Source organism: Natronohydrobacter thiooxidans, from assembly GCF_001884735.1.
Classification (GTDB): domain Bacteria; phylum Pseudomonadota; class Alphaproteobacteria; order Rhodobacterales; family Rhodobacteraceae; genus Roseinatronobacter; species Roseinatronobacter thiooxidans_A.
The window spans coordinates 191,519-214,696 of record NZ_MJAP01000013.1; the positions used below are offsets into that span (position 1 = coordinate 191,519).

The following is a 23,178-nucleotide window of genomic DNA, read 5'->3' on the forward strand; positions in this document are numbered from 1 at the left end:
CCCCCTCAGACGATCAGAATGGTCAGCAGCGTCAGAACCGCCGTGCCTGCAAAGACGCCGTAGCTGGTCTTTTCAACCGTGGCGACATCCATCATGCGGCCAGTATCCCAGATCAGGTGACGGATCGAATTGAGCATGTGATACCACAGTGCCGCCAGCGAGCCGATCAGGATCAGATGGCCCAGGATCGAGGTCAGCAGCCCGTCCACAAAGGCGAAATACCCCGCGCTGAAAGCACCCGCAGCGAACCACCAGACGATCAGCATGGCCGCCAGTGTCATGCTCACACCGGTGATCCGGTTCAGGATCGAGGTAATGCCGGAAAGCGGCAAGCGATAGATTTGCAGATGCGGGGAAAGCGGGCGATTGCCCCGGTTGACATCAGCCATGCACGGCTCCCTTGCTGGTGGCTCGGCGACCTCGCGGCGCCTCGCTTGGTGCCTCCTGACATACTGGATTTCACGCAAATGTCACGCGTTCACAGGGGCGTGCGGGTGTTTTTCGCCGATGATTGCGATAAAATCCAAAGGAAATCGAGGTTTGTGATCACGGAATTTCGTGCTGTGATCACAAATCCCGGCCCGCGTGATCACTCTTCACGCCCGACCCGACTCACTTCGCGCATCGGGCTATTTCAATTCGCCCAGAACCGCCGACGAATCCGAACTGTAGTTGAAATAGACCAGTTGCGGCACGCCCCGGATCACGACCCCGATCAACAGCAAGGTGATCGGCCCGCGCATATCCTCGCGCATATACATCACGATTTCCTGCCGGAAGGCGGGCTCCTCGTCGCGGACCAGAACGGTCTGGCACAGATCGAAGCCCGCAGGAAACAGCTCATCCATGATCGCGAAATAGGCGTCGTAATTCTCGACCTCATGCGCCAGCATCGGGCCAGAGGTTTCGAGGAAAGCGCGGTATTCTGCATTCAGGAAATGCGCCTTCAGCCGCTCGAACAGGGGCCAGCTTTTGGCGGCGGCCCCGCAGCTCAATCCTTGCCCCAATGCGGGGCCGATACTCATGACCGACAGGAGAAGTGCCAATAGTCCCTTTCTCATGATATCCTCCATGCCAATAGGCCAAAGGATATCACAGCCAAAGCCCGGCAGGTCAGGAAATCAGCGCGGCATCAGCACCCAGTAATCCAGATCAAGCAGCACATCGGGGTGATATTTCCCGCTCTCCTCCCGCAAGATATCGCCCGCGCCCTTGGTCGCCACCAGCCGCAACCGCAGCGCGCCCACGCCCGGCGCGGTGGTTTCCGCCCGGTCCAGCACTTCCGACCAGGCCCGGATCGTGTCGCCCGCGAAACAGGGATTGGCATGGCTGCCCGCATTGATCGCCGCGATCATCTGCGCATTGGCCAGCCCGTTGAACGAGAGCGCCCGCGCCATCGAGATCACATGCCCGCCATAGATCAGCCGCTTGCCATCGGCGCGCTGGGTGGTGTCGAAATGCACTTTCGACGTGTTCTGCCACAGCCGCGTGGCCAGCATATGCTCGGCTTCCTCGACCGTCACGCCATCCACATGATCGACGCGCTCGCCCGGCATGTAATCGCCCCAGCGATGCGGCTCGCCCGCCAGCGTGAAATCATAAGCGCTGAAATCCAGCCCCTCGGGCACCACCAGATCCGCCGCATCGACCACGGGCGCCAGATCCGGCACCACGGGCGCGCCGGTCTCTGCCGCCGCGTCGCGCTTGCGCACCATCACCCAGCGCACATAGCTCAGGACGACTTCGCCGCGCTGGTTCATGCCCTCGGTGCGCACCCAGACCACGCCGCTCTTGCCGTTCGAATTCTGCTTCAGCCCGATCACTTCCGAGCGCGCGCGCAGCGTGTCGCCGGGATAGACCGGTGCCAGAAACCGCGCCTCGGCATAGCCCAGATTGGCGATGGCGTTCAGGCTGATATCGGGCACGGTCTTGCCAAAGACGATATGAAAGGCGATCAGATCATCCACCGGGCTTTGCGGCAGCCCGCAGGCACGCGCAAACTCATCCGAAGAATAAAGCGCCCCGCGCGCCGGGTAGAGCGCATGATAAAGCGCCCGCTCCCCACCCGAGACCGTGCGCGGCACCGCATGTTCGATCACATCTCCGATCCGGTAATCCTCGAAAAACCGGCCTGCAGTCGTCTTGCTCATCTTTTGCTCATTTTCTTGCTGAAAATACTCCGGGGGTCCGGGGGCAGCGCCCCCGGCGCTAGAGACTTCCGAGCTTCATCTCGGGCGCATAGTCCCCATTTACCTCTTTCACCACCGCCTGCGCGCAGCGCATCTTGCCGCTCGACGCGTCAAAAGCATAGGCGGGGCTGCCATGCAGCGCCCAGCCTTTTGACAGCGCTTCCGTCACCTTGTGACAAAAGGCCGATGTGTCCTCTTCCGTCAGCAACCGATAGGCCAGCATCACGCCCCCCCGAATGGCCATGGCCCAAGCCAGCCATGAATCTGCCCCACCACCAGCATCGCGAAAAGTGCGGCGACCACCGCGACGCCCTCTTTCCAGCCCGCAGCCTCGGGCGGGCGGGTCCAGTCGGGTTCTGCGCGGTTGATCGAGATGACCGCGATCACGGCCCAGGCCAGAAGCCCGCCGAACAGGATCACACCCTGCAGCGTGCCCACGACCAGGAGATGCGCCAGCGCCCAGGCCTTGAAGCCCGAAAGCTGCGGATGGCGGATCTTCTGGTGCAGCCGGGTTTTCAGCCCCGACACCGCGAACAGGTAGAACCCGATAAAGACCAGCAGGTTATTGAGATGCACCATCCAACCCGGCGCGACCCAGAGCCAGACCGGATCGGCCCAGCGATAGCCCAGTACCATCAGGATGATCGAGGCCAGGAGCGCCAGCGCGACCGGCCCCTTTCCCGCCTCGCCCAGTGCCGCGCGGCGGTCGGGCGCGAGGCGTTTGAACAGATGCGCCCCGGCCCAGAGGGCGACGCCGAGGATCAGGACCAGATTTCCCATGTGGCTACTCCGTCAGTTCTGCAATGGCCTCTGCCTTTGCAAGGATTTGCTTCGCAGTCACAATATGCAGATTCTCGACGATCTTGCCATCCACCACCGCCACCCCTTCGCCGCGCGCGGTCGCGGCGTCAAATGCCTCGATCTGGCGCTTCGCAAGCTCGATCTCAGGGCCGCTGGGCGAGAAGACCTCATTGGCGATGGCCAGTTGCGCGGGGTGGATCAGCGTCTTGCCGTCAAAGCCCATGTCGCGGCCCTGTTCACATTCCGCACGCAGCCCCGCCTCATCCCGGAACGCATTGTAGACCCCGTCCACCGCCACGATCCCGGCGGCTTTCGCCGCGATCAGCGGCAGTTGCAGCGCCGATAGCAGCGGCAGGCGGTCGGGGCGGAAGCGGCAGCCCATATCCTTGGCCAGATCATTCGTGCCCATGATGAAGCCCGCCATGCGGGGCGCGCGCGCAATCGCCAGCGCATTCATCACGCCAAGGGGGGATTCCATCATCGCCCAGATACGGGTTTCGCTCGTCTCGGCGCGCGCGTCGAGCAGGCGGGCCAGCTCCTCGACATGGCCCGCCTCATCCACCTTGGGCAGCAGAATCGCCTCGGGCCGGGCGGTTGCGATCACGTCCAGATCGTCGCGGCCCCAGTCCGAGGACAGGGCATTGATCCGCACCAGCTTCGCGCGGGGGCCATAGTCCTGGGCCTGCAGCGTCTCGGCCAGAAGCGCGCGGGCGCGCGCCTTCTCGTCCACCGCGACCGCATCCTCCAGATCGAAGATGATCGCATCCGTGGCCAGCGTTGCGGCTTTTTCCAGCGCGCGCGCTTTCGAGCCGGGGATATAGAGAACAGACCGGAAGGGGCGCGTGTCCATGATGAAGGCTCCTTGTAATATTCTGTCGCTTGTGGAGCATTTTGCGACATAAACCGCAAGCGGAAAATGCTGCATCGCAGCGGTGACGGGGCGTCCTGCGGCGCTAACATGGCAGCGTGCGCCGGGTTAACGCCGCTTTCGGGGCGTGCTGGCAGGCTGGGGGCCCCGCTTGCGCATTCTTCGAAAGGACTCTCCCATGCGTGCCCTCAGCCTCTGTCTTGCCCTGCTTCTCGCATCCCCCGCCGCTGCACAATCCCCGCAATGCGCGCCGCGCGCGCAGCTTCTGGACATGCTCGCGCAAAGCCAGCAAACCCGCCGCGCGATGGGGCAGGCGGGCCCTGCCGTGATGGAGCTTTTCGCCGCCGAAGACAGCCAGCGCTGGACGCTGACCGTGACTTTGCGCGACGGGCGCATGTGCCTGATCGCCCATGGCACGGACTATACGGCGCGCGACGAGGCTTTCCCGGTGCCCGGCACTGCCAGCTGACCGCCACAAGCCATGAAAAAACCCGCCGGTGATGCGGCGGGTTTCATATGGCGGTCCTGATTGCCGGTTCAGCGCGGCGCGATCATCATGATCATCTGCCGCCCTTCCATCTTGGGCATATTCTCGACCTTGCCGATCTCATCAATATCGGCGGCGACCCGGTGCAGAAGCTGCGCGCCAATATCCTGATGCGCCATTTCGCGCCCCCGGAAGCGCAGCGTGACCTTCACCTTGTCGCCCGCTTCCAGAAAGCGGAACACATTGCGCATCTTGACCTCATAGTCATGCGTATCCGTGTTCGGGCGGAATTTGACTTCCTTGATCTCGATGATCTTCTGATTCTTGCGCGCTTCGGCCTCGCGCTTCTGCATCTCGTATTTATACTTGCCGAAATCCATGATCTTGCAGACAGGCGGCACAGCATTGGGCGAGATTTCGACCAGATCGAGCCCGGCCTCTTCGGCCAGGATCAGCGCTTGCGAGGGTTTGACCACCCCCAGATTTTCACCATCGGCCCCGATAAGGCGAATCTCCGGCGCCCGGATACGATCATTGATGCGCGGTCCGGTATCGCGTTGCGGCGGGGCATTATGCGGTCTGCGGGCTATGGAAGCCTCCTGTATGCTGTTTCGGCTGGTAACTCAAACTAATGTCGCGGCATGTGCGATTCAAGCGCGAAGATCAAGCCCCATCCGCGAGAACATGCTTGTTTTCGCGCATGTGGCAGAGTCGACTTGCAAACCCTGACAGTTCTGGCATAGGCGGCCAGAGTATTGTTGTTCAGAGGGAAAACATCATGAACAAGACCCTTCTCGGTCTCATCGCAGCAGCGGCAGTGGCCGTTGGCATCTGGTTCGGGTTCCAGTCGCGGCAGGCGCCCGAGGTGATCGAACCGGTGACGGAGACGGTAGTCGAACCCGAAACCGTCGAAGAACCCGTCGAGGCGCCCGAGCCGGTTGAACCCGAGCCGGTTGAACCCGAGCCCGTCGAAGCCGAGCCCATCGAGCCGGAAGAAGAACCCGTAGTTGAAGAAGAAGCTGTGGTAGAGGAAGAAGCTGCGGTGGAAGCAGATGCTGCCGTCGAAGCCGAAGCTGATGCGGGCAGCGAAGCCGCTGTCGAAGATGCTCTCGACACGGCGGAAGAGACGCTCTCCCCCGAGGCTGCAGAAGAAACCGCAGATGCAGTTGAAGGACAGCTTGAGCTTGAAGAGCTTGGCCTTGATGTATCGCTCGACACCATCCGCGCCCAGATCGAGGCCGCAAATCTGAATATCGCAGAGCGCGGTATCATCGAAGGTCTGCTGCAGGCCGCTGGTGAGAACCCCGAACTGCTGCGCGAAGTGGCCGAGCGTCTGCGCCAGATGACCGGTAACTGATCCGCTCACGCTGATGAAAAGAAAGCCCGGATGCGCGCATCCGGGCTTTTTTCATGTCTCAGCCGCGCCGCCGTCTGCGCCCGCCGCCCGCGCCATCATGGGTGTTGAAACTCACCTCGGGCAGCGTCACGATGCGGCTCAGTTCGGGGAATGTATCGACCGCATGGGGCAGGGCATTGGCATTGACGAAATGCTCCTGAAAGCGCGGCTCGATCGCGGTCTCGACCTTGTGGATCCGCCCCACTGTGGCCTCGATTCCGGCCCGCGCCGCGACATTGCACAGTGCGATCCGCGCGCCGGTGCCCGCGGCATTGCCCGCGCTGGTCACGCGGTCCAGATGCGCGTCGGGGATCATGCCCAGCACCATCGCATGTTTCGGGCTGATATGGGCGCCAAAGGCCCCGGCCAGCACCACGCGGTCCACGCGCTCGGTACCAATTTCATCCATCAGCAGCCGCGCCCCGGCATAAAGCGCGGATTTCGCAAGTTGGATTGCGCGGATATCGCCCTGCGTGACGGTGATACGCGGTCCGCCCGTCGCGGTTGCATCATGGATCAGATAGGCATGTGTCCGCCCTTCGGGCAGACAGCGCGCGGTCCCGGTCTGCTCTGCCGAACCGATCAGGCCAGAACCATCGACCAGCCCCGCCATCCGCATTTCCGCCACCGCCTCGATGATGCCGGAACCGCAAATGCCGGTGATTCCCGTCGCCTCGGTCTCTGCGTCAAAGCCTGGCTCATCCGACCACAGATCCGATCCGATCACCCGGAATCGCGGCTCTTTCGTCACCGGGTCAATCTCGATGCGCTCAATCGCCCCCGGTGCCGCGCGCTGCCCGGAGGAAATCTGCGCCCCCTCGAACGCGGGCCCGGTGGGCGAGGAACAGGCCAGCACCCGGCGCTTGTCGCCCAGCAGGATCTCGGCATTGGTGCCCACATCCACGACCAGCACCAGATCTTCCGATGTCTCGGGGCTTTCCGACAGCGCCACGGCAGCCGCATCCGCCCCCACATGCCCGGCGATACAGGGCAACAGATAGGCACGCGCAGCCGGGTTCATCGCCGCCAGCCCCAGATCGCGCGCACCCACATTCAGCGCGCCAGAAGTCGCCAGCGCGAAAGGCGCCTGACCCAGTTCCACCGGGTCAATCCCCAGAAACAGATGATGCATGACCGGATTGCACACGATCACCGCTTCCATGATCTCGCGCGCGCTGATCTGCGCCTCGCGCGCGATCTCGGCGATCAGCGCATCCATCCCCTCGCGTAACGTGCGGGTCATTTCCACATCGCCGCCGGGATTCATCATCGCATAGCTCACCCGGCTCATCAGATCCTCGCCAAAGCGGATCTGCGGGTTCATGATGCCCGATGACAGCGCCACCTCGCCGGTGCGCAAATCGCACAGATGTGCTGCGATGGTGGTCGAGCCAAGGTCGATCGCCAGCCCGTAAAGCCCGCCCTCATAAAAGCCCGGCCAGATATCGAGCAGCCGGTGCGGCCCGGCATTGTGATCCTTGTGCAGCGCGACCGTCACGCGCCATTTGCCTTCGCGCAGCACCGGTTGCAGCTTGCGCAACACCTCCAGTCCGGCGGTGATTTCAGGGATGTTCCATTCCTCGCGCAGCGCCTTCGCCAGACGCTCGAAATCGCCCGAGGGCTCGTGCATGTCGGGCTCCTGCACCTCGACAAGATAAAGCCGCGTCGCCGGGTCCATCACGATGGCCCGCGCGGTCGCGGCCTTGCGCACGACCTGCCGGTGCACCTGGCTCTCGGGCGGCACGTCGATGACCACATCGCCCATGATCTTGGCCTGACAACCCAGACGGCGGCCACTGATCAGCCCGCGCTTGTCCTTGTAACGTTGCTCGACCGCGTTCCATTCGGACAGCGCCCCGTCCTTGACCGTCACACCATGCTTGGAGAACTCGCCATAGCCCGGCGTGATCTGGCATTTGGAACAGATACCCCGCCCGCCGCAGACGGAATCAAGGTCCACCCCCAATTGCCGCGCGGCGGTCAGAACCGGGGTTCCCACAGCAAAACGCCCCCGCTTGCCCGAGGGCGTGAAAATCACCAGCGCATCTGCCATCTGCCTGCCTCCGTGCTACCCCTCTCAGATAACTGTCTGAGCGGCAGAGGGAAGGCCGGATCGCGGCAATTCGGCACGAAATTCCGTCAGCGCGCGACCAGCACCGAAACCGGCGAATGGCGCACCACCCGCGAGGCGGTCGAGCCGATGAAATAATTGCTCATATCCGGCTTGTGCGAGGCGACCATGATCAGATCAGCGTTGCAATCCCCGGCACAGGCGATGATCTCTTCCGAGGCCCGCCCGCCCCGGATTTCGATATCCACCGTCTTGGCCTTGGCCACTGCGGCAAGCGATTCCATCTGCTCGCGCAATGCCTTGCGATGCTCCAGCAATTGCTCGCGCGCCACAATCGTTGCCAGATAGGCCGGGACTTCATCCAGAACATGCACCAGCGTGATGCTGCCATCCGGGTCGATCAGCTTGTTGGCTTTCTCGATCAACCCGCGGCTGGTCGCACCCTTGTTGAACAAGGCCACAGCGATAACGATGGATCTGTACATGGCTTCCTCCCTTTCAGCCGTGGCAGGTTCCGAAAGAAAACTGCCTTCCAAAGCGCTTTGGAAGGCAGCATCGCACAAGTTTCACCGCAAGGCAATCGCGGTGGCAGGCGACTCAGCGCGTGACCAGCACCGAAACCGGCGCATGACGTACAATGCGCGATGCGGTCGAGCCGATGAAGTAATCGCTCAGGCCCGGCTTGTGGCTGGCAATCATGATCAGATCGGCACCCGCCTCTTTCGCGGCACCCAGAATGGCGGCAGAGGGCTGGCCTTCGCGCACGACGCATTCGACATTCATGCCCGCGCCTTCGGCGGCAAGGGCCTCAAGCTGATCCTGCACATCACGGCGACGCGCGCTCATATGCTCTTTCGGGATCGAGGCCGCGACATAGCCCGGCACTTCATCGATCACATGAACCAGCGTGACCTTGCCGCCCTCATCCAGAAGCGTGCGGGCTTTCGCAAGGGCTGCGCGCGTGGTCGCACCTTCATTGAACAGGGCAGCGGCGATAACGATGGAGGAATACATGGAACTTTCCTTGTCTTGTTGGGTATTTCTTGGGTCTATTCAGCGTTCTACCAGAACCGAGCATTGCGCATGTCGTATCACGCGCGCCGCAGTCGAGCCAATAAAATAATCCCGCAGACCGGGTTTGTGGCTCGCGACCATGATCAGATCCGCGCCGCTGTCACTGGCGGCCTGCAGGATCTGACCTGATGCCGCACCGCGGCGGACCTCGGGCACCATGCGGATTTCCAGCCCCGGATCAATCAGCGCGCGCAACTCGACCGCAGCTTCCGCGCGACGTCTCTCAGCCAGATCGGCGGGCAGATCGGCGGCGATATATCCGGGCACTTCCTCCAGAGCATGGATCAGCCGGATCTCGCCTCCGGCATCGAGAAGCCGGGTCGCGCGGAGCAAGAGGGCCTTGGCCTGATCCAGATGTTCCAGATCCACGGCCACGATGATACGGCTATACATGCGACTGTCCTTTCCTGTTACGCCGGGCCAGATTGCGGGAATTGTGTCGCCTGCGCGTTGATCCGTGTCAAATCGCGGCGCCAATTCGCCAGTGTTTCAGTATGACATGAGATGTGAGCCTTGCGCCTCTTGCGCCCGCCCCTGTATCTGCGCGAGGGAGTATTTCAGGCAGTTCACACAAGAGAAGAGGCAGGCATGTCCGTTTCAGTGGTAATTCTCGCAGCCGGTCAGGGCAGTCGCATGCAATCCGACCTGCCGAAAGTTCTGCATCCTCTGGGGGCCGTGCCGCTGGTCCTGCACGCCATGCGCGCCGCCCGCGAGATCGAGCCGGAACGCACGGTGGTTGTCGTCGGGCACGGGGGCGATGCGGTCGCGAAGGTTGTGCGCGGCGAGGATGAGCTTGCCACCATCGTCACCCAGACCGAGCAGCTTGGCACCGCCCATGCGGTCGATCAGGCCCGCGCCGCACTTGAGGGGGCAGTGGGCGATGTGATCGTACTCTATGGTGACACCCCCTTCATCCGCCCCGAGACGCTGGAGGCGATGCGGACCGCGCGCGCAAGCCATGACGTGGTGGTGCTGGGGTTCGACGCCGCCGATCCGGGGCGTTACGGGCGGCTGATCACTCAGGGCGAGGCGCTGGAGCGGATCACCGAATTCAAGGACGCCACCGAAGAAGAACGCGCGATAACGCTTTGTAATTCCGGCGTGATCTGTGCGGACCGCGCGCGGCTCTTCGACCTGATCGCAAAGATCGGTACGGAAAATGCCGCCGGGGAATATTACCTGACCGATATCGTGGCGCTCGCCCGCGCGCAGGGGCTGAGTGCAGGCGTCGTGCGCTGCGACGAGGCCGAGACGCTGGGCATCAACACCCGCGCGGAACTGGCGCAGGCCGAAGCGCGGTTTCAGGCGCGGATGCGGGCCGAGGCATTGGAAAACGGTGTCACCCTCAGCGCGCCGGAAACCGTTTATTTTGCGCAGGATACCTGTATCGGGCGCGACACGGTGGTGGATCAATTCGTGGTCTTCGGCCCCGGTGTGACGGTCGAAAGCGGCGCGCATATCCGCGCGTTCAGCCATCTGGAAGGGGCCCATGTCAGCCGTGGCGCGGTGGTCGGCCCCTATGCACGTCTGCGGCCGGGGGCGGAACTGGCGGAAGATGTGCGGGTGGGGAATTTCGTCGAGATCAAGAATGCCCAGATCGACGAGGGCGCAAAGGTTAATCACCTCTCCTATGTGGGCGATGCAACCGTCGGGCCGCGCGCCAATCTCGGGGCGGGGACAGTAACCTGCAACTATGACGGGGTGTTCAAGCATCGCACCGAGATCGGCGAGGGGGCGTTTATCGGCTCTTCCACCATGCTGGTGGCGCCGGTGAAGGTGGGGGCGCATGCGCTGACCGGCTCGGGTTCGGTCATCACCATGGATGTGCCGGAGGGTGCGCTGGCTTTGGGCCGGGCGAAGCAGGAGACCAAGCCGGGCCTTGGCAAACGTCTGATGGAGCGGTTGCGCGCGGCCAAGGCCGCCAAGGTGAAAGGATAAGCCATGTGCGGAATCGTCGGTATCCTCGGGCGCCACGAAGCCTCGCCCCAGATCCTCAACGCATTGAAAAGGCTAGAATATCGTGGCTATGACAGTGCGGGTATCGCCACGGTGAACAATGGGCGGCTGGACCGTCGCCGGGCGGTGGGCAAGCTGATCAACCTGTCGGATCTCTTGGTGCATGAGCCGCTGCCGGGACATTCCGGGATCGGCCATACCCGCTGGGCCACGCATGGCGGCCCGACTGTCGCCAATGCCCATCCGCACCGGGCGGGCCGGGTGGCGGTGGTGCATAATGGCATCATCGAGAATTTTCGCGCGCTTCGCGAAGAATTGAGCGCTGACGGGGTGAGTTTCGCGTCAGACACCGACACGGAAACCATCGTGCAACTGACCAGCCGGTTCCTCGATCAGGGCCTGACCCCGGTTCAGGCGGCGCGCGCGGCGCTCAAGCGGCTGGAAGGGGCCTTTGCGCTGGCTTTTCTGTTCGAGGGCGAGCAAGACCTTATTATTGCGGCGCGGCGCGGGTCTCCGCTCTGCATCGGGCATGGGGATGGCGAGATGTATCTCGGCTCGGACGCGATTGCGCTGGCGGATCTGACCGACCGGATCACCTATCTGGAAGAAGGCGACTGGGCGATCATGTCGCGCGCCGGGGTGCAGATTTTCGATGCGGAAGATCAACAGACCGCGCGCCCGGTGAACCGGATCAATGTCGAGGCCGCGCGAATCGACAAATCCGGCCACAAGCATTTCATGGCCAAGGAAATGGCCGAGCAACCTGCCGTGCTGAAAGCGGCGCTCGGGCAATATTCCGCGGCGGATGCGCAGGGCATTGATCTGCCGGAAGCCCTTGATTTCAAAAGCGTTGATCGGCTGTTGATGGTCGCCTGCGGCACCGCCTTCTATGCCTGTCAGGTGGCGAAATACTGGTTCGAGAAATATGCGGGCCTGCCGGTCGAGATCGATATCGCCTCGGAATTCCGCTATCGCGACCCGGTTCTGGGGCCTGCGAATATGGCGCTTTTCGTTAGCCAATCCGGCGAAACCGCCGACACGCTGGCGGCTCTGCGCCATGTGAAACCACATGTAGGTCAAGTGGTTTCGGTGGTGAATGTGCCGACTTCCTCTATCGCGCGCGAGAGTACGGTCGCTTTACCAATCCATGCCGGGCCAGAGATCGGCGTGGCCTCGACCAAGGCATTTACCGCGCAACTTCAGGTGCTCGCGCTGCTTGCGCTGCGCGCCGGACGCGATCGCGGGCGCCTGTCGGATGAAGAATTTTCAAGCCTTCTCAATGAGTTGCGCAGCGTTCCTGGCTATGTGGCGCAGGCGCTGGATCGGGAGGAGGAGATACGGCGGATGACCGAATCGCTGGCGCAGGCGCGGGACGTGCTGTTCCTTGGACGCGGCACCATGTATCCCCTGGCGCTGGAAGGTGCGCTGAAGCTCAAGGAAATCAGCTACATACACGCCGAAGCTTATGCGGCAGGTGAACTGAAGCACGGCCCCATCGCGCTGATCGAGCAGGATCTGCCAATTTTCATTTTCGCGCCTTTTGACGCGCTTTTTGAAAAAACCGTCTCGAACATGCAGGAAGTCATGGCGCGGCAGGGCAATGTGTTTCTGGTCTCGGATGCGAAGGGTCTGGCAGAGGCGGGGGATGTGCCCAACCGGCTGCAGATGCCGACGGTCCCCGATCTGATCGCGCCGATTGTCTATGCGGTGCCCGCGCAGCTGATCGCCTATCACGCGGCGCTGCATCGCGGCACGGATGTGGACCAGCCGCGCAATCTGGCGAAATCGGTGACGGTGGAATGAGCCGCGCAGAGCAGGTGCTGGAGGCGTTGCGCGCGCAGGGCGATGCGACCAAGGCGGCGGAGATGGCGGCCTATCACAAGACCGGGCGCGAATTTCTGGGTGTCTCGGCGGCGCTGCTGGATGAAATGGCGCGTGGGTTGCGCCGCGAGATCACGCTGGAGGCGCGTTGCGCGCTGGCGCGCGAGATGTGGGCCAGCGATATCCATGAAGCCTGCATCTTTGCCGCGAAACTGCTGACGCAGGCGCGGATCCGGCCCGAGGATGACGAAGTCTGGCAGATCATCGCCGGTTGGGCGCAGGGATTTGACAGTTGGGCCCTGGCCGATCACGCCAGTATCGCAGGCGCGAAGCGGTTGCAGGCGGTGCCTGCGCGGCTGGATCAGGTCGCGGGCTGGACCACACATGAGAATATGTGGACGCGGCGCGCGGCGCTGGTGATGACGCTGCCCTGGGCGCGGCTGACCCATCCGAAAGCGCAGGAACTGGCAGTGCGCGAGCGGGTGCTGGGCTGGGCAGAGGGCTATGTGACGGATCGCGACTGGTTCATCCAGAAGGCGGTGGCCTGGTGGCTGCGCGATCTGTCGCGGCGCGACCCGGAACGGGTGCTGGCCTTTCTTGACGGTCCCGGCGCGGGGCTGGCGAAATGGGCGCGGAAAGAGGCGCTGCGGATCCTCCAGCCCTGAGCGCGGGGGATTCGGGCGGGATCAGCCCGCCCGGAGCGCGGCCATGGCTTCGGCCAGATCCAGCTTGCCGTCATAAAGTGCGCGGCCCGAGATTGCGCCGTCGAGTGTCGCGCCCGAATCGCGCAGCGCGATCAGATCGGCCAGACTGGAAACCCCGCCCGAAGCGATGACCGGGATCGAGACGGCGCGCGCCAGGGCGGCGGTGGCCTCGACATTCGGGCCCTGCATCGCGCCGTCGCGGTTGATATCGGTGTAGATGATCGCAGCGACGCCGGCATCCTCGAACTGGCGGGCAAGGTCGGTGACAAGGACATCGGTTTCCTCGGCCCAGCCTTTGGTTGCGACGCGGCCCTCGCGCGCGTCGATGCCGACCGCCACCTGACCGGGGAAGGCGCGGGCGGCCTGACGCACGAGATCGGGGTTTTCGACGGCAATTGTGCCAAGGATCACACGCCGGAGGCCACGGGCGAGCCAGCCCTCGATCGTCGCCATGTCACGGATGCCGCCGCCCAACTGGCAGGGGATGGTGACGGCGGCAAGGATGGCTTCGACCGCCTGCGCATTGACCGGGGCACCGGCGAAAGCGCCGTTCAGATCGACCAGATGCAGCCATTCGGCACCCTGGGCGGCGAAGGCGCGGGCCTGATCGGCGGGGCTGTCATTGAAGACAGTCGCCTGATCCATCTCGCCCTTGTAAAGCCGCACGCATTGGCCGTCCTTGAGGTCGATGGCAGGGTAGAGGATCATGGCACGGCCTTTCCTGAGCGGGATTTGCGCGCCTTCTACCTTGGGGCGGGGGGCAGGAAAACCTCTAAAAGACGTCTGCCGCGCCGGATGCGTGCGGTGGTGCAGTGAAAACGGGGGCTTTGCAGGGCTGCGGCAGAAAGCGCCCGTTCAGCGTGTCCTTGCACGCTTCACGGGCGCTGCCCGGCATAGCCGGGCGGGGCGTGTGGCAGTGGTTGGGCAGGGTGCAGCGGGGGCACTTAAAGAGTATTGCGAACCGCGTTTCCGGTTCTGCGGGACCGGTTGGTCACTCTGGGGGGCTGAGCCTCATGGATTTCGCCCGAAGACGCAGCACTTCAGGCGCCAGATCGCCCGAGGATCTCAGCGCCGCCCGCCGGGGATGACGCGCAGCACGGGGCGTCGGGCAGGCGCGGCGGGGGGCTCGTCGAGCACGGGCCGGGCCAGTGTGAAGCGGCGCGGCGCGCGCCCGGTCTCGCCGCGCTGGTCGAGCACGCCCAGAAGGCGGGTGATGCGCCCAGCCTCATCGACCAGCGGCAAGAGCGCGAGCGTGGCACTGATCTGCGGCATCCCCGACTCGGCTTCGGCCTCCAGCGACAGGATCACGCGCGCGCCCTTTGCGGTCTGTTCGACCGCTTCGGCGAGCGCGTCGCGCGCGCTGCCCACAAACAGCACCGAAAGCGGCATGCCGCGCATTTCCATGCCCATCAGGGCCTCGATCCGGTGGCCGCAGATGCGCAGCCGCGCCACGCGCGGGGTGACGAGTTCCGCCAGAAAGACATGGGGCAGGGCATCAGCGAGCGCCTGAGCCTCGATTGCGGCGCGGCGCGGCGGGGTGCCGTTCTCGCGCAGGCTGGACCAATAGGCGCAGACCCGGGCGAAGAGCGTCGGGGTCGCATGCGAATCGAAAGCGGTGCTACCGGTGAATTTGCCCGTATCCGTCATGCTGCATCCATCCCCTGCTCTCCACGCGCGGCAAGACGCGCCGCGACATCCTTGCCCGGAGCCTGCTGATCGGAGCCTTCATCCTGCAGCAAGCTCTGTTAATGAGATATTAATAGCTCGAATTGTGCTCGATTTCTGCCATATTTTGTGAATTTGGTTAAGGCGATGCGACCGGGCGCGATGGCGAAGACAGGGAGAGCGCATGTATTCGATGACAGGCTATGCCAGCCGCGCCGGGAGCCACAGGCTCGGTACGACCATACTTGACTGGGACTGGGATATGCGCGCGGTCAATGGCCGCGGGCTGGATCTCCGTCTGCGGCTGCCCGATACACTTGGATTTCTGGAGAAATCCCTGCGCGACAGGCTCTCGGACCAGTTGTCGCGCGGCAATGTCAGCCTGGCGCTGCGGCTGCGGATCGCACAGGCGGAGACTGTGGCGCAGGTGGATGCAGAGGCGCTGGAGGCGGTGCTGGCGGCGCTGGATCTGATCCAGTCGCGGGCGCAGGCGGCAGGGGTTCTGCTGCAGGCCCCGAGTGCGCTGGATCTGCTGGCCTGGCGCGGTGTGCAACAGCAGGGCCCGGAAATTGCCACAATTCCGCCCGAAATGCTGGGGAGGATTCTGCTGGAGGATTTCGATGCGCTGCTGGCGGATTTCTCGCAGGTGCGGGCGCAGGAAGGGGCGGCGCTGGCCGGGCTGCTGGCGGGCCAGCTGGATGAGATCGCGCGGCTGACTGCCGCCGCGCGGGATTTGCGGGACGCGCGCAGTGCCGATCTGCGCGCCCATTTCGAGCGCGCCATGGCGCTGGTTCTGGAGAGCGCGCGCGCCGATCCGGGCCGGATCGAGCAGGAACTGGCGCTGCTGGCGGTCAAGGCCGATCTGACCGAGGAGCTGGACCGGCTGGAGGCGCATTGCGCCGCCGGGCATGCGCTGCTGGAGGCCCAGGGCCCGGTCGGGCGCAAGCTGGATTTCCTGACGCAGGAGTTCAACCGCGAGGCCAATACGCTCTGTTCCAAGGCGCAGCATCTGGAGATGACGCGGATCGGGCTTGACCTCAAGACCGTGATCGACCAGATGCGCGAGCAGGTTCAGAACGTGGAGTAAGCCCATGACCCGGCGCGGTTTGCTGATCATCCTGTCATCGCCCTCGGGGGCGGGGAAATCGACGCTGGCGCGCCGCCTGATGGACTGGGATGCGACGATCCGCTTTTCGGTCTCGGCCACGACGCGCGCGCCGCGCCCCGGCGAGGAAGAGGGGCGCGAGTATTATTTCCGCAGCCGCGCAGAGTTTGAGCAGATGATCGCGGCGGGTGAGATGCTGGAACATGCCGAAGTCTTCGGCAATTTCTATGGCTCGCCCAAAGGCCCGGTCGAGGCCGCGCTGGCCGCGGGGCGCGACATGCTGTTCGATATTGACTGGCAGGGCGGGCAGCAGGTGCGCAATTCGAGCCTGGGCAAGGATGTGGTGTCGATCTTCGTACTGCCGCCCTCGATCGCGGCGCTGGAGATGCGGCTGCGCGGGCGCGGGCAGGACAGTGACGCGGTGATCGCCGGGCGGATGCAGAAATCGCGCGATGAGATAAGTCATTGGGCGGAATATGATTATGTGCTGATCAATGATGATCTGGAGCGCACCGATACGGCGCTGCGCGGGATCATCCAGTCCGAGCGCCTGCGTCGTGAGCGCCAGACCGGCTTGACGGATTTCGTGCGCGGGCTGAACCGCGAGTTCGAGGCGCGGCTGGCGCGATAGAGCGCGCTGTCACCATGGCACGATGCGCGAGAGTGGGTTCCGGTGTTGCACGACAGGCGCTCGCGCGAGATCAGGGCGGGCAGGCACCTGAAGATAAGCGCGCGCCGCAATGCGGCTTTCATTGAGCTGTCGAGACGCTTTAACTTCTTGTTTTGTCGCAATTTCGAACCGAAAAAGTCTGTCAACTTTTTCTGAAATTGCTTTAAGGTCTTGTTGTGGCGTGTTTTTATCAGAAAACATCTGTCAGCGCTCTCTGAAATTGCTTTAAGGAAATCTTCAGCCCTTGATGCGAGACTCGCGGGATCGGATCTCGCAGGGGGCGCGTGGATGAGCATTATCGGTTTTCTGATCGCCATACTGAGCGGGCTGGTTGCGGCGGGCTATGCGCTTTCGGGCGGATCCGGGCTGCTGCTGGCGGTGCTCGCCTATAGCCTCGGCGGGGCGGCAGCGCTGGTGCTGTCAATGACCGTGATCGGCTTCTTCCTTCCCGCACGCGCGTCGCCTGCGGCAGGGGAGATGCCGTAATCCGCATTGCTGTCCTGCCGCGCTTTGGGCAGTCTTGCGCCAGACCCGGCAGAAAAGGTGGTGCGCGATGACGGATGCGCTTGCAGTGGCGAAGAAAGACATGCGGCGCGAGGCCGGTTTGCGGCGCGATCAGGCGGTGGCCGCTGGCGATCCTGACCGCATGAACGCAGCGGCTGCGGCGCGTGTTGCGGATGTGCTGGCGGCGCGGTTCGGGGACAGGCTGCCGGGGGTGGTTCTCTCGGCCTATATGGCGATGCGCGGGGAACTCGATCCGCGCGCGATCATGACCCGCCATCCGGGGCCGGTCTGCGTGCCGGTGATCACGGGCAAGGGCCAGCCGCTGGATTTTCACCGCTGGACGCCCGAGGGCCGGATGGTGGCGGGCACATTCGGGGCGATGATCCCCGAAACACGCGAGGCGCTGGTGCCGGAAGTGCTGATCGTGCCGCTGCTGGCCTTTGACCGGCAGGGCTATCGTCTGGGCTATGGCGGAGGGTTCTATGACCGGACGCTGGAGCGATTGCGCGCCGCAGGCCCGGTTCTGGCGATCGGCTTCGCCTTTGATACGCAGGAAGTGCCGCTCGTGCCGATCGAGGCGACGGACCAGCGGCTGGATCTGATTGTGACCCCGGAGCGGGTGATGGTGCCGGAGTGACCGGACAGCTCTGTGGCGGACTCCGTGACGGTGTTTGATCCGGGGGGGCCGAGCTCGGAGGTCGCATGTCGGGCAGGGCAGCGGGTGTTGGGCCTGTCCGGTGATCCGGCGGGGGGATGCGCTGGGTTCCTGAACGAGTCGGAGGTCGCATCGCGCAAGCGCGGCACAGACGCGGGAAGCGTCGCTGGTCGCCGGGGGGATGAAGTGCCCTCATGGGCACTGGTCCGGTGTCGCAGGGCTTCGTGATCCCTCAGGCGCATCCTGGGCGGGGGCGCGCCATGGGGCAGAGTTGTCGGGGCAGCGGGTGTTGGGCCTGTCCGGTCGGGTGCTGCTTCCCTCCGCTATCCCTCCAGATCGCTTCCGTCCGGTGCTCGAAACAGAATGGCTGAGCGCGAGTTTTCGGGGGTGACCAGCCACATCGCGGGGAGGGGTGCGGCGGGTGCGGATCAGGCCGGGGCGGCGGATAGCCTGCTCGGCCAAGCAGGACAAGCCCTGGGCGCGCGTCCTCCGGGATGATCAGCCGCATTGTGGTGCTGGGTGGGGGATTGGCACGGCTCGCGCCGCCGCGGGGCGGGGGCGCTGGGCGCGCGCGGGGAGGGGGGCGAATGTGGATCAGGCGGGGCAGTCTGGCCCGCCTGGGCGGCCGGTGCCACGCCCGCGCAGGACTCTTCCGGGATATCAGCCGCCTCGCGGGGTCGGCCGGAGCGGAATGCGTGGTCTCTCGCCGCGGGGGTGGTGGGCATTGATATCGCGCGCCGGAATGTCCGGTCGGGTGAATCCTCAGCCCGGTATTCGCTGTGGCCGGGGCGGCGGAGAGCGCGTCCGGGGTGGGAAATGCGACGCCTGCGGGCGAATTTTCGGGGGGGCGGTCGCATTGTGGTGGGGGGCGACTGTACCGTCTCTCGCTGCTGAGGGGCGGGGGCGCTGGGCGCAGGTTGGGAGCGTAGTGGTGTGCGCGGATCAGGCGCGGGCGTTTGGCCGCTCCGGGCCGGGCAGCACAAATCCCGCGCGTGAGCTCTCGGAGGTGACCAGCTGCATCCTGGGGCCGGGGGAGCCCCTCCGGGCGGGGCAGCACTAGTTGCGTGCACGGGTCTTCGGGGGTGATCGGGGCCGTCGCGGTGCCGGGTGGGGCGGAATGGAGGGCCTTTCGCCGCTGCGGGGCACGGGCGGCGATGAACGCGGCGGGTGAAGGTCAGATTGGCGTCTGAGCCGTCCGGGATGGGAGGGATGACAGCTGCGTGCGCGCTTTCGGGGGGATCAGGCGCCTTGTGGTGCCGGGCAGGGAAATATGCAGCCTCTCGCGCATTTTAGGTCGCGGATATTGAGCGCGCGCGAGGTGGGCCGGGGCGGGCGCGGGATGCGTGGCGTCTCGCCGCTGCGGGGCGCGGGCGTTGACATGGCGCGCGGGAAGGGCTGCGCGATCAGGCCGGGGCGGTGGGCAACCCCTCCGGGCCGGGCATCGCGACGCCTGCGCGCGATTCCTCGGAGATGATCACCAGCACTTCCGATCCGGGCAGGACCGGGTGCACGGTTTTTGTCAGTTGCTGATAGAGCGCGTCGACCTCGCGGGCGGTGATGGCGGCCTCGGGCGTGTAATAGACGCAGATCAGATGGCTGCGGCCGTTTTTCATCACCGTGAAATCCTGCACCTCGCCGGGCAGGGCCGCGAGAACCGGGCGCATCGCCCGGCGTGCCGCTGAGATCGTGGCGGGCTGTGCGGTCACACCGGCCAATTCGCCCAGACCGGCGAGGAAATCCTTCCAGAAATGGCCAAGGGCGGCGAGGCACAGCATGAGCACGATCAGCGAATCGCCGATGGGCGCGACGGGGGCGAGGAAGCTGTCGCGATAGACATAGATGGCGATGAGGCCGGTTCCGGCGATGCCCGACAGCGCGCCGTCGAAGATCGCGGCCTTGGCCTCGACCCGCAGGATGTCGCTGCGCCGACCCGTTTTGACCCAGTTGCGGTAATGCACCGCCCAGAGCAGCAGGCAGGTCACGGCGATGATGGCGAAATAGATGAAGACCGGGGCGAAGACGAGTTCCGAGACCTCGCCATGGACCAGATAGGCATGGATCGACTGCGCGGATGTGGCGACCGCAAAGAGGATCAGGCCAAGGATGGTGAGCGCGCGGAAGGTGGTGAAGAGTGATTCCTCGGTCGCATAGCCCAGCGGTCGGAACTTGTCGGGACCGCGCGAGAGGCGGCGGCTGACCAGCAGGCCGATCAGCGCCCAGGTGAAGCCGATGGCCGAAAACAGCCCGTCGACGAGAATGGCGCTGGAATTGGCCATGATGCCCGCGCCGACACCCGCCGCGCCCATGAAGAGATTGCCGATCATCGACAGGATCATCGAGCGGCTTTCGCGGGTGGCATGGGGGCTTTGGGTCATGGCGGGGCACCTTGGGCGGGACAGCGGATCGTTGCGCCAGCTTGGCACGGATGGCGGCCGGGGTGAAGCGCGGTGCTGGCAGGCAGGGCTGCGTTTTCGGGGCGGGTTATTCGGCGCCGATGGCGTGGCTGTAGCCGCGTTCGGCCCCGGCCTCGGTGCTCTGGGCCGGGCTGTCGGGCGTCAGGGGGAATTCCTCTTCCGGCAACCCTTCGCGCGAGAGCAGGATGGCGACGGGGCGGGCGGCGGGGATATGCGAGCAGACGATCATCACCGCGACCATGAAGGGGACGGCGAGGAACATGCCGGGGATGCCCCAGACCGCGCCCCAGAAGGCGAGCGAGATGATGATGCCGAAGGCCGAGAGGCGCAGGGTCCGGCCCATCAGCATCGGGTCGATGACATTGCCGAGGATGAACTGGATCATGCCTGCGAGCACGAAGATGAGCACGGCGGTCTGCGGCTCGGGCACCTGGATATAGGCCACCAGCGTCACGATCAGCGTGGCGATGATGGAGCCGACCGAGGGGAGGAAGTTCAGAACGAAGGTCAGCAGCCCCATGGCCACGGCGAATTGCAGGTTGAAGACGCTGAGCAGCAGGAAGATCGCGACGCCGGTGACGGAAGAGACCAGCGTCTTGACCAGAAGGTAGCGGTTCACGCGGCGGATGATCGAGCCGATGATGGCGCTGACGCGCGCCGCCTGGGCCTTGTCGGCCATCAGGTTTTCCAGCTTGGTGCCGAACCAGACCCGTTCGAGGAAGAGAAAGCCCACGAAGAGGATGATCAGCACGACCTGGCTGAGGATCGTGCCCGCCTGACCGGCGGCCGAGCGCAGATAGCCCGAGATCTCGATGCTGCGCACCGTCTGCAGGACCGAGTTCTCGACCCCCGGACCCATCCATGCGAACATCTGCGCAATCGCGCGCTGCGCGTCGTCGGTATAGGCGAGGGTGGTGCTGAGGACCGTATTGATCTGCGAGATCACCAGCCCTGCAAGGGTCAGCAGCCCCGAGGCGATGAGGAACACCGCGACGATCGAGGCCAGCCAGTTGGCGATGCGGAACTGGCCGATGCGCAGGCGCGAGATCGAGTTGATCGCATCCGAGGTCAGCGAAAACAGGATGATGGCGATGGCGAGTGCGATCAGGATGAATTTCGCCTGCACCAGCAGAAACAGCACCACGGCGAAGGCGATGATGCCCATCAGCCATGTCTGCAGGCGGAACTTCTCGTTGAAGCTCAGCCTTGCGATGCCGCTTGGGGCCGGGGTGGTGTTCTTGTCAGACATATGGTGCGGCTGCCACTGCGGAACTCAGGTATGCAGTATGCGTGCCCCCTGTGACGCGCACAAGGGTGTTGCCGCGTTTTTTATCGGCGGCTCAGTCGCCTTCGCGGGCCGCGCGCAGGATATAGGCGGCGATTGCGTCGAGATCGGCCTTGTCGAGCTGGCGCAGATTGCCGACCACATCGGCCATGGTCCCGCCCACCACGTCGAATTCAGGGGTCAGGCCGGAACTGAGATAGGCGCTGACATCGAATTCGGTCCAGTCGAAACCCGGCCCGGCAATGGCCGGGATCCGGCCTGTGCCCGAGGGGTTGGGTGCGCCACGGTGCCATTCGGCGCGGGTGAGCCCGCCAAGGAGGTTGCGCGGCGTGTGGCATTCGCCGCAATGGGCGAGCGCTTCGGCAAGGTAGCGGCCGCGTTCTTCTTGCGGGGTGAGGGGGCCGGTGACGGCCCAGTCGTCGCGCAGGAAGAGGGTTTTCCACAGGCCCAGCGTGCGGCGGATGGTGAAGGGAAAGTCCAGATCATGCGGCAGCGAGGGGGTCGCGTCCGAGGGCAGGGTCATCATATAGGCATAGAGATCGGCGATGTCCTGCGGTTCGGCCCGGATATAGCTGGTATAGGGGAAGGCCGGGTAATAATGCGCGCCTTGCGGAGAGATGCCGCGCATCACCGCATTGATGAATTCGGCCTGCGACCAGTTGCCGATGCCATGGTCGGGGTGGGTGCTGATATTCGGGGCGTGAAAGGTGCCGAAATCGCTGGCAAAGCTGCGCCCGCCTGACAGGATCAGCGGATCAGAGTCGCGCGCAGGCGCACGATGGCAGGAACTGCAGCCGGCGGCGAGGAAGATGGTTCGACCTGCCTGCGGGTCGCCTTGCAGGTCGGTGATCTGTGCCTCGTCCAAGGGGCGCGGGGCGGAGAGCGCCCAGGCGGTTCCTGCCGCTATGATGCCCAAAGCTGCGAAGCCCAGAAGAAACCGGTGCATGAGAGCCCTTTCGCTGATCCTGTGGGCGGGTTCGATGCCGCGCCCTGCCTTAGCTGGCCTCTTCGCGATAGACCTCATGGCAGGCCTGACAGGCGCCTGCGGTTCTGCCAAAGGCGGCCTGCATGGCCTCCAGACCATCGCCCGCAGCCCCCTGCAGCGCTTCGGTCGCGTCTTGCAATGCGCCGAATTTCGCCGCGAAATCATCGAGATTGTCCCAGATCGCGGGCCGGGCGCGGGTGCCGTCGATACTCATGGAATCGGTGCCTTCGGGCCAGAGGCGGGACTGGTCGTGGCGGGTCACATGAAAGAGATTGTCGGCAGCGGTCTGCGCCATTTCGGCGTCATAGTCGATCCGGCCTTGCGCCATGGCGCCCATGACGCCGAAATTATGAATGAAGAGCTTGAACTGCCCCTGCCGTGTTTCAACTGCCGGGTCATTCTCGGCCATGGCCGGAAAGGCGATGGCGGCGCCGAGGGCAAGGGTTCCAATGAGGTGTTTGAAAGACATTCTGTCTACTCCCTGTTGATCACGGCTGTGACCTTAGGATAATGCTGTCGCAAATCAAT

General features: G+C 64.4%; 27 protein-coding genes. 9 read left to right on the forward strand and 18 right to left on the reverse strand.

The window, feature by feature from the left end:
- Window positions 1-5: 5 nt before the first annotated feature.
- From sdhC to BG457_RS10240, 6 genes are all read right to left on the reverse strand, one after another.
- The gene (gene sdhC / locus BG457_RS10215; RefSeq protein ID WP_071797036.1) at window positions 6-389 is read right to left on the reverse strand and encodes a succinate dehydrogenase, cytochrome b556 subunit; all 384 of its coding nucleotides are present in this window, start codon (window positions 387-389) and stop codon (window positions 6-8) included.
- A gap of 240 nt (window positions 390-629) precedes the next feature.
- The gene (locus BG457_RS10220; protein ID WP_139257671.1) at window positions 630-1,061 is read right to left on the reverse strand and encodes a hypothetical protein; all 432 of its coding nucleotides are present in this window, start codon (window positions 1,059-1,061) and stop codon (window positions 630-632) included.
- A 60-nt stretch (window positions 1,062-1,121) separates the two neighbouring features.
- Window positions 1,122-2,150, reverse strand: coding sequence for a MaoC family dehydratase (locus tag BG457_RS10225; protein ID WP_071797038.1), 1,029 nt, complete (start codon window positions 2,148-2,150; stop codon window positions 1,122-1,124).
- Window positions 2,151-2,208: 58 nt separating this feature from the next.
- Window positions 2,209-2,412, reverse strand: a complete 204-nt coding sequence (locus tag BG457_RS10230; RefSeq protein WP_071797039.1) for a DUF1737 domain-containing protein — start codon at window positions 2,410-2,412, stop codon at window positions 2,209-2,211.
- Window positions 2,412-2,969 (reverse strand): NnrU family protein, encoded by a 558-nt coding sequence (locus BG457_RS10235; protein ID WP_071797040.1) that lies wholly within the window; start codon window positions 2,967-2,969, stop codon window positions 2,412-2,414. The genes BG457_RS10230 and BG457_RS10235 overlap by 1 nt, the downstream gene beginning before the upstream one ends.
- Window positions 2,970-2,973: 4 nt before the next feature.
- A complete protein-coding gene (locus tag BG457_RS10240) occupies window positions 2,974-3,840 on the reverse strand; it encodes an HpcH/HpaI aldolase/citrate lyase family protein (RefSeq protein WP_071797041.1) in 867 nt (288 codons plus the stop codon).
- Window positions 3,841-4,036: 196 nt separating this feature from the next.
- On the opposite strand from BG457_RS10240, the gene BG457_RS10245 reads away from it, so the two are divergent.
- On the forward strand, window positions 4,037-4,327 hold the full coding sequence (locus BG457_RS10245; protein WP_071797042.1) for a hypothetical protein: 291 nt from the start codon (window positions 4,037-4,039) through the stop codon (window positions 4,325-4,327).
- A 68-nt stretch (window positions 4,328-4,395) separates the two neighbouring features.
- Here BG457_RS10245 and infC read toward each other — a convergent pair whose 3' ends face one another.
- Window positions 4,396-4,950 (reverse strand): translation initiation factor IF-3, encoded by a 555-nt coding sequence (gene infC / locus BG457_RS10250; protein ID WP_425434921.1) that lies wholly within the window; start codon window positions 4,948-4,950, stop codon window positions 4,396-4,398.
- A gap of 173 nt (window positions 4,951-5,123) precedes the next feature.
- Here infC and BG457_RS20250 point away from each other — a divergent pair, with 173 nt between their 5' ends.
- Window positions 5,124-5,702, forward strand: coding sequence for a hypothetical protein (locus BG457_RS20250; RefSeq protein WP_071797044.1), 579 nt, complete (start codon window positions 5,124-5,126; stop codon window positions 5,700-5,702).
- A gap of 58 nt (window positions 5,703-5,760) precedes the next feature.
- Here BG457_RS20250 and BG457_RS10260 read toward each other — a convergent pair whose 3' ends face one another.
- The 4 genes from BG457_RS10260 to BG457_RS10275 all read right to left on the reverse strand — a co-directional run bounded on the left by BG457_RS10260 (window position 5,761) and on the right by BG457_RS10275 (window position 9,279).
- The gene (locus BG457_RS10260) at window positions 5,761-7,794 is read right to left on the reverse strand and encodes an ASKHA domain-containing protein (protein ID WP_071797045.1); all 2,034 of its coding nucleotides are present in this window, start codon (window positions 7,792-7,794) and stop codon (window positions 5,761-5,763) included.
- 86 nt (window positions 7,795-7,880) lie between these two features.
- The gene (locus tag BG457_RS10265) at window positions 7,881-8,297 is read right to left on the reverse strand and encodes a universal stress protein (RefSeq protein ID WP_071797046.1); all 417 of its coding nucleotides are present in this window, start codon (window positions 8,295-8,297) and stop codon (window positions 7,881-7,883) included.
- 112 nt (window positions 8,298-8,409) lie between these two features.
- Window positions 8,410-8,826 (reverse strand): universal stress protein, encoded by a 417-nt coding sequence (locus BG457_RS10270; RefSeq protein WP_071797047.1) that lies wholly within the window; start codon window positions 8,824-8,826, stop codon window positions 8,410-8,412.
- A gap of 39 nt (window positions 8,827-8,865) precedes the next feature.
- Entirely contained in the window at window positions 8,866-9,279 is a 414-nt protein-coding gene (locus tag BG457_RS10275) for a universal stress protein (RefSeq protein ID WP_071797048.1), read from the reverse strand.
- A gap of 195 nt (window positions 9,280-9,474) precedes the next feature.
- Between BG457_RS10275 and glmU the strand changes: the two genes are divergently transcribed.
- The 3 genes from glmU to BG457_RS10290 are packed head-to-tail and all read left to right on the forward strand — an operon-like array spanning window position 9,475 to window position 13,328.
- Window positions 9,475-10,824: a bifunctional UDP-N-acetylglucosamine diphosphorylase/glucosamine-1-phosphate N-acetyltransferase GlmU gene (gene glmU / locus BG457_RS10280; RefSeq protein ID WP_071797049.1), complete on the forward strand. Its 1,350-nt coding sequence runs from the start codon at window positions 9,475-9,477 to the stop codon at window positions 10,822-10,824.
- A 3-nt stretch (window positions 10,825-10,827) separates the two neighbouring features.
- On the forward strand, window positions 10,828-12,645 hold the full coding sequence (gene glmS, locus BG457_RS10285) for a glutamine--fructose-6-phosphate transaminase (isomerizing) (RefSeq protein ID WP_071797050.1): 1,818 nt from the start codon (window positions 10,828-10,830) through the stop codon (window positions 12,643-12,645).
- A complete protein-coding gene (locus tag BG457_RS10290; RefSeq protein ID WP_071797051.1) occupies window positions 12,642-13,328 on the forward strand; it encodes a DNA alkylation repair protein in 687 nt (228 codons plus the stop codon). The genes glmS and BG457_RS10290 overlap by 4 nt, the downstream gene beginning before the upstream one ends.
- Window positions 13,329-13,349: 21 nt before the next feature.
- Here the strand turns inward: BG457_RS10290 and hisA are convergent, their stop codons facing one another.
- Window positions 13,350-14,075 carry a 1-(5-phosphoribosyl)-5-[(5-phosphoribosylamino)methylideneamino]imidazole-4-carboxamide isomerase gene (hisA, locus tag BG457_RS10295; RefSeq protein WP_071797052.1) on the reverse strand — a complete coding sequence of 242 codons (726 nt, stop codon included), beginning with the start codon at window positions 14,073-14,075 and terminating at the stop codon, window positions 13,350-13,352.
- A 357-nt stretch (window positions 14,076-14,432) separates the two neighbouring features.
- The gene (locus BG457_RS10300) at window positions 14,433-15,014 is read right to left on the reverse strand and encodes a PAS domain-containing protein (protein ID WP_071797053.1); all 582 of its coding nucleotides are present in this window, start codon (window positions 15,012-15,014) and stop codon (window positions 14,433-14,435) included.
- Between the two features lie 202 nt (window positions 15,015-15,216).
- On the opposite strand from BG457_RS10300, the gene BG457_RS10305 reads away from it, so the two are divergent.
- Together BG457_RS10305 and gmk are read left to right on the forward strand one after the other, a co-directional pair.
- Entirely contained in the window at window positions 15,217-16,119 is a 903-nt protein-coding gene (locus BG457_RS10305) for a YicC/YloC family endoribonuclease (protein WP_071797054.1), read from the forward strand.
- Window positions 16,120-16,123: 4 nt separating this feature from the next.
- Window positions 16,124-16,768 (forward strand): guanylate kinase, encoded by a 645-nt coding sequence (gene gmk, locus BG457_RS10310; protein ID WP_071797055.1) that lies wholly within the window; start codon window positions 16,124-16,126, stop codon window positions 16,766-16,768.
- A gap of 9 nt (window positions 16,769-16,777) precedes the next feature.
- On the opposite strand, the gene BG457_RS19975 is transcribed toward gmk, so the two are convergent.
- Complete coding sequence (locus tag BG457_RS19975; RefSeq protein WP_139257673.1) at window positions 16,778-17,008, reverse strand: hypothetical protein; 231 nt, start codon at window positions 17,006-17,008, stop codon at window positions 16,778-16,780.
- A gap of 87 nt (window positions 17,009-17,095) precedes the next feature.
- Here BG457_RS19975 and BG457_RS10315 point away from each other — a divergent pair, with 87 nt between their 5' ends.
- Both BG457_RS10315 and BG457_RS10320 read left to right on the forward strand, forming a co-directional pair.
- Window positions 17,096-17,293, forward strand: a complete 198-nt coding sequence (locus tag BG457_RS10315; protein WP_071797056.1) for a hypothetical protein — start codon at window positions 17,096-17,098, stop codon at window positions 17,291-17,293.
- Between the two features lie 67 nt (window positions 17,294-17,360).
- Window positions 17,361-17,948, forward strand: a complete 588-nt coding sequence (locus tag BG457_RS10320; RefSeq protein ID WP_071797057.1) for a 5-formyltetrahydrofolate cyclo-ligase — start codon at window positions 17,361-17,363, stop codon at window positions 17,946-17,948.
- Between the two features lie 1,421 nt (window positions 17,949-19,369).
- On the opposite strand, the gene BG457_RS10325 is transcribed toward BG457_RS10320, so the two are convergent.
- The 4 genes from BG457_RS10325 to BG457_RS10340 all read right to left on the reverse strand — a co-directional run bounded on the left by BG457_RS10325 (window position 19,370) and on the right by BG457_RS10340 (window position 23,119).
- Window positions 19,370-20,341 (reverse strand): cation transporter, encoded by a 972-nt coding sequence (locus BG457_RS10325; protein ID WP_071797058.1) that lies wholly within the window; start codon window positions 20,339-20,341, stop codon window positions 19,370-19,372.
- Between the two features lie 106 nt (window positions 20,342-20,447).
- Window positions 20,448-21,629, reverse strand: a complete 1,182-nt coding sequence (locus BG457_RS10330; protein ID WP_084657584.1) for an AI-2E family transporter — start codon at window positions 21,627-21,629, stop codon at window positions 20,448-20,450.
- A gap of 91 nt (window positions 21,630-21,720) precedes the next feature.
- Entirely contained in the window at window positions 21,721-22,611 is an 891-nt protein-coding gene (locus tag BG457_RS10335) for a c-type cytochrome (RefSeq protein ID WP_071797059.1), read from the reverse strand.
- Between the two features lie 49 nt (window positions 22,612-22,660).
- Window positions 22,661-23,119 carry a c-type cytochrome gene (locus BG457_RS10340; protein WP_071797060.1) on the reverse strand — a complete coding sequence of 153 codons (459 nt, stop codon included), beginning with the start codon at window positions 23,117-23,119 and terminating at the stop codon, window positions 22,661-22,663.
- Between the last annotated feature and the right edge of the window lie 59 nt (window positions 23,120-23,178).